The 7,945-nt window shown below is 35.1% G+C and carries 10 protein-coding genes; 9 read left to right on the top strand and 1 reads right to left on the bottom strand.

The window, feature by feature from the left end:
• Window positions 1-295: 295 nt before the first annotated feature.
• Complete coding sequence (locus KQI32_RS12685; protein ID WP_216425901.1) at window positions 296-943, bottom strand: plasmid pRiA4b ORF-3 family protein; 648 nt, start codon at window positions 941-943, stop codon at window positions 296-298.
• Window positions 944-1,022: 79 nt separating this feature from the next.
• On the opposite strand from KQI32_RS12685, the gene KQI32_RS12680 reads away from it, so the two are divergent.
• The 9 genes from KQI32_RS12680 to KQI32_RS12640 all read left to right on the top strand — a co-directional run bounded on the left by KQI32_RS12680 (window position 1,023) and on the right by KQI32_RS12640 (window position 7,626).
• Window positions 1,023-1,295 (top strand): ArsC/Spx/MgsR family protein, encoded by a 273-nt coding sequence (locus KQI32_RS12680; RefSeq protein ID WP_374197086.1) that lies wholly within the window; start codon window positions 1,023-1,025, stop codon window positions 1,293-1,295.
• A gap of 222 nt (window positions 1,296-1,517) precedes the next feature.
• Window positions 1,518-2,813 (top strand): ATP-binding protein, encoded by a 1,296-nt coding sequence (locus tag KQI32_RS12675; RefSeq protein ID WP_216425897.1) that lies wholly within the window; start codon window positions 1,518-1,520, stop codon window positions 2,811-2,813.
• Window positions 2,814-2,826: 13 nt separating this feature from the next.
• Complete coding sequence (locus KQI32_RS12670) at window positions 2,827-3,174, top strand: arsenate reductase family protein (RefSeq protein ID WP_216425905.1); 348 nt, start codon at window positions 2,827-2,829, stop codon at window positions 3,172-3,174.
• An 11-nt stretch (window positions 3,175-3,185) separates the two neighbouring features.
• Complete coding sequence (locus KQI32_RS12665) at window positions 3,186-3,911, top strand: metallophosphoesterase (RefSeq protein WP_216425895.1); 726 nt, start codon at window positions 3,186-3,188, stop codon at window positions 3,909-3,911.
• A gap of 152 nt (window positions 3,912-4,063) precedes the next feature.
• A complete protein-coding gene (locus KQI32_RS12660) occupies window positions 4,064-4,384 on the top strand; it encodes a helix-turn-helix transcriptional regulator (protein ID WP_308167062.1) in 321 nt (106 codons plus the stop codon).
• Window position 4,385: 1 nt separating this feature from the next.
• Window positions 4,386-5,630 carry a type II toxin-antitoxin system HipA family toxin gene (locus KQI32_RS12655; RefSeq protein ID WP_216425894.1) on the top strand — a complete coding sequence of 415 codons (1,245 nt, stop codon included), beginning with the start codon at window positions 4,386-4,388 and terminating at the stop codon, window positions 5,628-5,630.
• A gap of 18 nt (window positions 5,631-5,648) precedes the next feature.
• A complete protein-coding gene (locus KQI32_RS12650) occupies window positions 5,649-6,206 on the top strand; it encodes a flavin reductase family protein (RefSeq protein ID WP_216425892.1) in 558 nt (185 codons plus the stop codon).
• Window positions 6,207-6,275: 69 nt separating this feature from the next.
• Complete coding sequence (locus KQI32_RS12645) at window positions 6,276-7,223, top strand: Hachiman antiphage defense system protein HamA (RefSeq protein ID WP_216425890.1); 948 nt, start codon at window positions 6,276-6,278, stop codon at window positions 7,221-7,223.
• The gene (locus tag KQI32_RS12640) at window positions 7,198-7,626 is read left to right on the top strand and encodes a DEAD/DEAH box helicase (protein ID WP_216425888.1); all 429 of its coding nucleotides are present in this window, start codon (window positions 7,198-7,200) and stop codon (window positions 7,624-7,626) included. Before KQI32_RS12645 ends, KQI32_RS12640 begins: the two co-directional genes overlap by 26 nt.
• Window positions 7,627-7,945: the final 319 nt, after the last annotated feature.

The raw sequence follows: 7,945 nt of genomic DNA, 5'->3' as shown, positions 1-7,945 counted from the left end.
GCCGGATTAAGGCTTGAGTTTTTGCCATGTTTCTGTTATATTGAAAAAGCAGGGAGCAAAAACACTCCCTGCCAACCAATTTTACCCTTGTTTGGACTTTACACAAAGTTAGAAGCAGACCCAAGAATTCCCCTATGGTAGAATGAATTTTTATCTGAACCAAACTATAGCATACAACTTTCATTCTGCAAAGAAAAATGTCCCTATTATCAATCACCGGCTGTGTGATTGATAATAGGGACAATATGTTTCAGCATTTATCCAGCTGTATCCATCATAGTTCCCCAGATGCTTTTTAGAACATATCGCCCATAATATCTTCCAAGTCGAGAACGTCCTTTAATTCTTCATTGACTGCTTCTATGTCATATTCCGTGTCAAAGCTTTGCATATTTGCCCACTCCACTGCTTCATCATGTTCTGGAGCTGTTTTGTTATTATATTTTTCAAGGAAATCGTAATAGTTGTCAATGCCGCCGCAATCCTCTGGCGGGCAACATTGCCTGAATTTCAGCACCTGAGGAAATTCGTAGGTATAATCGTCAATCATGCCGATCACTTCCACTGTGTGTTCCCACCAATCTCCAAAATCATATATATATTTGAAATTCTTTGTCTTTTTAAAATATTTATCAATTTTCACTTCTTTTGCATGCAGAGATTTTTGTATTCTCATCATAAAATCGAAATCTATTTTCTGCAATCGCTTTTTTCCTTCCTCGGAAGTGTAGTATTCATACTCCTCACAAGCTTCCTGATCATTGGTAATTCGTTCCTCAAATTCCTTGAAGGAAAATTCATACATATGATAATTGTGCCATCCCATCGAAACTTGAATGATATTGTGAAGCTGCATAAAGTTAATATCAGTCGGGACGGCTATTTTTCTCCATATCGGCGGTTTTGCTCCTTTTATTGATACTTTTATTTCGTATGCTTTCATCTCTTGCCATCCTTTCTTGAAATGAATTCTGGATATTCATCCAACTGATTCTCTTCCAGTCAGCCTCAAAAAAACTAAGATTTTTACTTTTCTATTATATCAAGCATTTGGGAAAAAATCAATTTTATTATATTGTTACAAAATGAGTGGGTTACCGCTAAAGAAATTCTTTAACACGTCAGGACTTTTGTATAAGTCAATGGAATTGAAAGACAAGCTCCCTACTATGTCTGAAGAAGAGCAATTAAAACTCCTTGCGACTGACGGAATGCTTGTAAAACGACCTTTGGTAATTGGTGAGAATTTTGTTCTGATCGGGTTCAAAGAAAGTGAATGGGGTGAAAAGATGTGAATAGTAAGTTATTCATTTCTTAACAGTTCAAATTTTTAATATTAAAAATTTTAAAGACGAATCTCATCAGAGGGATTCGTCTTTTTGCCTATTTAAGAATATAAAACTGTAAAAAGGTGCAAAAATCTCTTTTAAAATCTTGACTATTTTATATATTTGTGGTAATATTAATATATAAAAATATAAAAAGGTGTAAAAATCTCTTTTGGAGCGATGAACAATATGGAAATTAAGCGGGATTTATATTTGAATAAGTTGCTTAGCTTGAAGCACAACGGATTAATCAAAGTTATAACCGGCATCAGAAGATGCGGAAAGTCGTATCTTTTGAATGAAATTTTTTATAATCATCTTTTAGAAAGCGGTGTAGATGAGAAGCATATCATCCGTTTTGCGTTTGATTCCGGTGATGATTTGAATCTGATTGGTGAAAGCATAATTGAAATAGAAAAACAAAAAAGAAGAGTTGATCCCGAAAAGTTTATGGCGTACATCCGAAATCAAATGGAAGATAATGAAATGCACTATCTTCTTTTAGATGAGGTGCAGATGCTCGATTGCTTTGAAACTGTTTTAAACGGTTATCTTCGCAAGAAAAACATGGATGTTTATGTAACCGGCAGTAATGCGAAATTCCTTTCGAAGGACATTATTACCGAGTTTGCTGGTCGCGGTGATGAAATTCATATGTATCCTTTAAGCTTTTCTGAGTTTATGACTGCTTATAAGGGCGATAAGTATGAAGGGCTTTCGGAATATATGCTCTACGGGGGTATTCCTTTAGTGGTTCTCAGAGACGGTGCGGAAAACAAGGCATCTGCCCTTGAAAATCTTTTCAGCGAGATTTATGTAAGAGATATTCAAAAAAGAAACAAGGTCAGAAACATCGGCGAGCTTGAAGATTTGCTTAACATAGTATCTTCTGCCATTGGTTCTTTAACCAATCCGGAAAAATTAAAAAACACCTTTAAATCTATCAAGAATTCAAAAATTACTTCCACAACAATCAAAAAGTATCTTGATTATCTTGAGGATTCATTCCTGCTTGAATCGGCACAAAGATATGACATCAAGGGAAAGGCTTATATCGAAACCCCTAAAAAGTATTATTTTTCCGATATGGGACTTCGTAATGCACGCATAAACTTCAGGCAGTTTGAACAGACTCACGCGATGGAGAATGTAATTTATAATGAGCTCAGGATGCGCGGCTACAGAGTTGATGTAGGCGTTGTCCCTATTACAGAGAAAAACATAGAAGGCAAAACCGTCAGAAAGCAGCTTGAAGTTGATTTTATATGCAATCTTGGTTCAATGAAATATTATATTCAGTCTGCATTCTCTATTCCCGATGAAGAAAAGAGAATCCAGGAAATCAGACCGTTTAAGAAAATTGACGATTCGTTCAAGAAAATCATTATAACAAAAGATATTGTTCCAAGCTTTTACGATGAAAACGGAATTCTTACTATGAATATTTACGATTTTCTTATGGACGAAAAGAGTCTTGAAAAATAGGAGACAAACAATGATAAAATTTATTTGTTACCCAAAATGTACAACTTGTCAGAAAGCAAAGAAGTGGCTTGATGACAACGAAATAGAATACGAGCTTCGTGATATAAAGAAAGATAATCCGAGGTTTGAGGAACTTGCCGCTTGGTACAAAATGAGTGGACTTCAATTAAAGAAATTCTTTAACACATCCGGGCTTTTGTACAAGTCGATGGAGTTAAAGGACAAGCTTCCTACAATGTCTGGAGAAGAACAGTTGAAGTTGCTAGCTACAGACGGAATGCTTGTAAAACGCCCGCTTGTGATAGGACAAGACTTTGTTTTGGTTGGGTTCAGAGAAAGTGAATGGAATGAGAAACTGTAAGAGGTAATTCTATGCGATATTATGTAACGGCTGATGTGCACGGATATTTTAGTGAATTGAGATCTGCATTAGCTGAAAAAGGATTTTTTGAAGATACAGAGCCTCACGAGTTGATTATATGCGGAGATATTTATGATAGAGGCACTGAGGCATTAGAACTGCAAAGCTTCATACTTGATTTGATGTCAAAGGATGAAGTAATTCTTATAAGGGGAAATCACGAAGATTTGGTATTAGATCTTTTGAATAATTGGGATAAAGGTAGTTTTCTACAAAGACATCACTATTCCAACGGCACAGTAGATACTATCTGTCAGCTTACAGAATCAACCATCGAACAACTGTTAACTGAATCTGATGAGATGGATAGGAAGTTTTCGAAAAATCCATTTATACAAGACATTATTCCGACAATGGTTGATTATTTTGAAACAGAGCACTACATATTTACGCACGGATGGATTACTTGTACAATTATTGGCAATAACAATTCAAGGAATTATGTTCCCATCGAAGATTGGCGTAATGCGGGCACTCAGGCGTGGAATAGTTCAAGATGGATAAACGGAATGGAAGCGGCGCATAGTGGAATTATAGAAAGCGGCAAAACGATTGTCTGCGGGCATTGGCATTGTTCCTTTGGTCATGCCAACTACGAAGGCGATGGTGGTGAGTTTGACAATAATCCTAACTTTGCACCATATTTTGGGGAAGGGATTATTGCTCTTGATGCGTGACACCGGTTTCAAAAAAAGTTAATTGTATTGTAATTGAAGATTAATGACGAATTTCTTTGTAGAGATTCGTCATTTTTGTTAAAATAATGTTTATTAAGATTGACAAAAAATGAAACTATAGTATATAATAATATACGTTAGGAGTGATTTTTGTGGCTAAAAAGACTGCCCAAATATTGCCTGCAACGCAGGATATACTAAATACTATGGGCGAGCAGATAAAACTCGCCAGATTAAGAAGAAACTTATCTGTAGAACTTGTGGCTGAAAGAGCAGATATAAGTCGTGCTACATTATGGAAAGTAGAAAAGGGCGATAAAACTGTTGCTATTGGAATATATGCTGCGGTTCTTCACGCTCTTAATGGAATGGATAAGGATTTATTGCTCGTTGCAAAAGATGATACTTTAGGTAGAACTATTCAGGATTTGAATTTGACAGTACGCAAGCGTGCACCTCGGAAGGAAGATTAGTATGAAAACAATTTATGTTTATGAAAGTTTTAATTCAGATGAATCAAATTTAATGGGAAGATTATATGTTAGCGAAGGAAAAGGTTCTGATAACTTTTCTTTTGAATTTGATGAAGATTGGCTTTCAAATCACAAAAGAAATTATATAATAGATCCTGAATTACAGCTATATTCAGGTCGACAGTACCCTATAAATAAAAGTATTTTTGGAGTGTTTGCAGATTCATCTCCGGACCGTTGGGGACGTGTTTTGATGCAACGCCGTGAAAGAATTTATGCAGATAAAGAAGGTCGCAAACCAAGAAAATTAACCGACGGTGATTATCTGCTTGGGGTATATGACGAAACCCGAATGGGCGCAATACGATTTAAAGACGATGAAAATGGACCGTTTCTATCTGATGATAAAGAAACTGCTGCTCCGCCTTGGGCGACACTTCGAACTCTTGAAGAAGCTTCAAGAAATTTTGAAAATGAAGAAAATATGCTTAATGAAAAATGGTTGAACCAATTATTAAAGCCAGGTTCTTCATTAGGTGGTGCAAGACCAAAGGCAACAATTCAGGATACCAATGGCGAGCTTTGGATTGCAAAGTTCCCATCAAAGAACGATGAATTCAATACAGGTGCTTGGGAAAAAGTTGCTCACGATTTGGCCAGAATGTGTTCACTTAATGTTCCTGAATCAAAACTTGAAACCTTTTCTAAGTTAGGCAGTACGTTTATTGTAAAGCGCTTTGACCGTGACGGCAAAAGACGAATACACTTTGCGTCTGCTATGACTATGCTTGGAAAAACAGATGGAGCTTCATCTTCGGACGGCTCGAGTTATCTTGATATTGCAGGGTTTATCAAATCAAATGGCGTTTCACCCAAAAAGGATTTGAAGGAACTTTGGATGCGCATTGTATTTAGTATGGCCATCTCGAATACGGACGATCATTTAAGAAATCACGGTTTTATTTTAAGCAAGAATGGCTGGGAACTTTCCCCTCTATATGATGTTAATCCGATTCCATATGGAGATGAGTTGGCTCTGAATGTGAATTCAGATGACAATTCTATTTCAATGGACCTTGCAATAGAAACAGCTCATCATTTTGGGTTGTCGGTTGAAGAAGCAACGGAGAGTGCAAATAATATCACAACAACAGTCAGAGATAATTGGGAAAAACTTGCAACAAAGTATGGTCTTAGTCGTGGTGCTATTGAATATATGAGACCTGCGTTCAGTGCGTGTTATTGAGTTTAGGAGGTAGTTACTATGCGTAAGAATTTTGGAGCGAAAGCTATTTTATATCCTATGCCGGTACTTATTATTGGCACATATGATGAGAACGGAAAACCTAATGCAATGAATGCCGCCTGGGGTGGTATAAGTGAGGAAACACAGATTTCCATTTGTGTGGATGACGGACACAAGACTGCAAAGAATGTTGTTAAAACGGGTGCATTTACCGTAAGTATTGCAGATATAGAAAATGTTGTTGCCTGCGATTATGTTGGCATAGTTTCGGGTAATAAAGAACCTGATAAAATAGAAAAAGCGGGTTGGCACATTACAAAGAGTGAATTTGTAAATGCTCCGCTTTTTGATGAACTGCCTATGGCACTTGAATGTAAACTTATCAGCTACGACGAAGAAACCTGCAGACTTGTTGGCGAAATCGTAAATGTTTGTGCAGAAGAAAAAATCCTTGAAGAAAATGGCAAAATTGATTTGAATAAATTCAGTCCTATCACTTATGACCCGGTACACCATACATACCGCAAGATTGGTGATGTAGTTGGTAAGGCTTTTAGTGATGGTATCGAAATTTGATAAGGACATTTATTAATATGATTACAAAAATGTAATTTATTTAATAAATATAATATTGGGGGTCAAAAGATGGATGAATATACAAAAAGTGAATTTAATGATTTTGAGGTTATATCAATAAATGAAAAAACTTCGTTTGTGCATATCAATTTATCGGAATCTGAATCATTTTATAAAGAAATATTTTATTATTTTTTTAGTGAAGATAGAATATTAAAATATGCAGAAAATAAAAATCATCTTTCGTTTTCGCCCAACAAGAAGAACTATGCTATTCTGTATAGGGAGTTGGCTTATTTTATAGATGAATATAATACTTCTAGATTGCCTCAAGATATTGAAAATGAGGTGTTGAAAATATTAAATGACGAGTATGAAATAGGCGACGATGGCAAGGGTAATCTTAATATACGGTTAGATAAAATGGGTAAAATTGGGGGGTATATCTTCTGTAATTTACTGTCTGAATATTTTAAGTTTGAATGTATAATACCAAAAGTCCATCTAACAACAGATTACAATATGAGTGTTTATGGAATCGATGCCTTATACTATTCCCCTGAACGTGATATGATTTTATTCGGTGAATCAAAACTGAGTAGGTCGTTATCTAACGGGGTAGGATTATTAAAACAATCTTTGAAATTATACGAACAACAGATACGTGATGAGTTTTCTTTGGTATTAAGCAATCGTTTGTTAAAAGATAATATGGGGACTTTTGGGGCAAAATACCTATCCGCAATAGAAACATCAATTAAAATTGAAGACTTCATTGCAGATATGGGGATTAAGAAAATATCGGTGCCATTATTTGTTGCTCACGGGACAGAAAATACGGCAGATGAAATTTTTAAAACTTTAAGTTGTATAAAAAAGACCGATTTACTTGGGTTAGAAACACAATACATACTTATATCCTTGCCAATAATGAATAAATCAAAAATGATCAGTGTATTTACGCAATGTATAGCAGAGAGGAGAGCATTTTATGAAAAACAATCTGCCTCTATGTGAACCGCAGATGATGCGAGAAAATTATATAAAAAAATTAAATGAATCAAGCAATCCTACTCAAAAAGCTAAGGAAATAGCAGAAGATCTATTTGCACTTGATTTAACTGTTTATTCTTCGAACTATACTTTTGATTCGTTGGTTTACTCTGCAATGTCTAGGTCGCAACTAGACAATAATATATCTCTTCACCCGGAGCAAATAAGAATAATTGATGAAATACATAATAATGCAGCATTGATAGTAAGTGCACCAACAAGCTTTGGCAAAACTTTTTGCGTTTTTGAGTATATATCAAGATATAGACCAAACAACATTGTACTAATTGTGCCAACATTAGCACTGGTTGATGAGTATTTGAAAAAAATAATCAAAAAGTACAAAGATTTTTTTTGGCCAATATAAAATACATACTACTATTAATGATGAGAATTCTTATGATTTTGAAGGGAAAAATATTTTTATTTTAACACATGATCGCATTGTACAAGAAAATGCATATACGCTCATTGAAAGTATAGATTTCTTGGTAATAGACGAAGTTTATAAACTTGAAACAGATAAATCAAATGACAGAGTACTTGTTCTTAACATGGCATATTATTACGTATAATTAAACCATCTCGAAAGGGGTGGTTTTAATTATATCTCCTTTCTTAAAGTTTTTGATTATATTTGCAGGAGTAGCTACCTGCGATATAATAAAGACAAGCACTGTGGATTT

The sequence above is a fragment of the Acetivibrio sp. MSJd-27 genome (assembly GCF_018918095.1).
GTDB lineage: Bacteria > Bacillota > Clostridia > UMGS1840 > HGM11507 > HGM11507.
This window is presented reverse-complemented; position numbering and strand designations above follow the sequence as displayed.

Bases quoted from the DNA above. Each gene is read 5' to 3' on its own strand.
- KQI32_RS12685 (WP_216425901.1), bottom strand. From the start codon at position 943: ATGAAAGCATACGAAATAAAAGTATCAATAAAAGGAGCAAAACCGCCG.
- KQI32_RS12640 (WP_216425888.1), top strand. From the start codon at position 7,198: ATGAAAAACAATCTGCCTCTATGTGAACCGCAGATGATGCGAGAAAAT.
- KQI32_RS12655 (WP_216425894.1), top strand. From the start codon at position 4,386: ATGAAAACAATTTATGTTTATGAAAGTTTTAATTCAGATGAATCAAAT.
- KQI32_RS12650 (WP_216425892.1), top strand. From the start codon at position 5,649: ATGCGTAAGAATTTTGGAGCGAAAGCTATTTTATATCCTATGCCGGTA.
- KQI32_RS12665 (WP_216425895.1), top strand. From the start codon at position 3,186: ATGCGATATTATGTAACGGCTGATGTGCACGGATATTTTAGTGAATTG.
- KQI32_RS12645 (WP_216425890.1), top strand. From the start codon at position 6,276: ATGGATGAATATACAAAAAGTGAATTTAATGATTTTGAGGTTATATCA.
- KQI32_RS12675 (WP_216425897.1), top strand. From the start codon at position 1,518: ATGGAAATTAAGCGGGATTTATATTTGAATAAGTTGCTTAGCTTGAAG.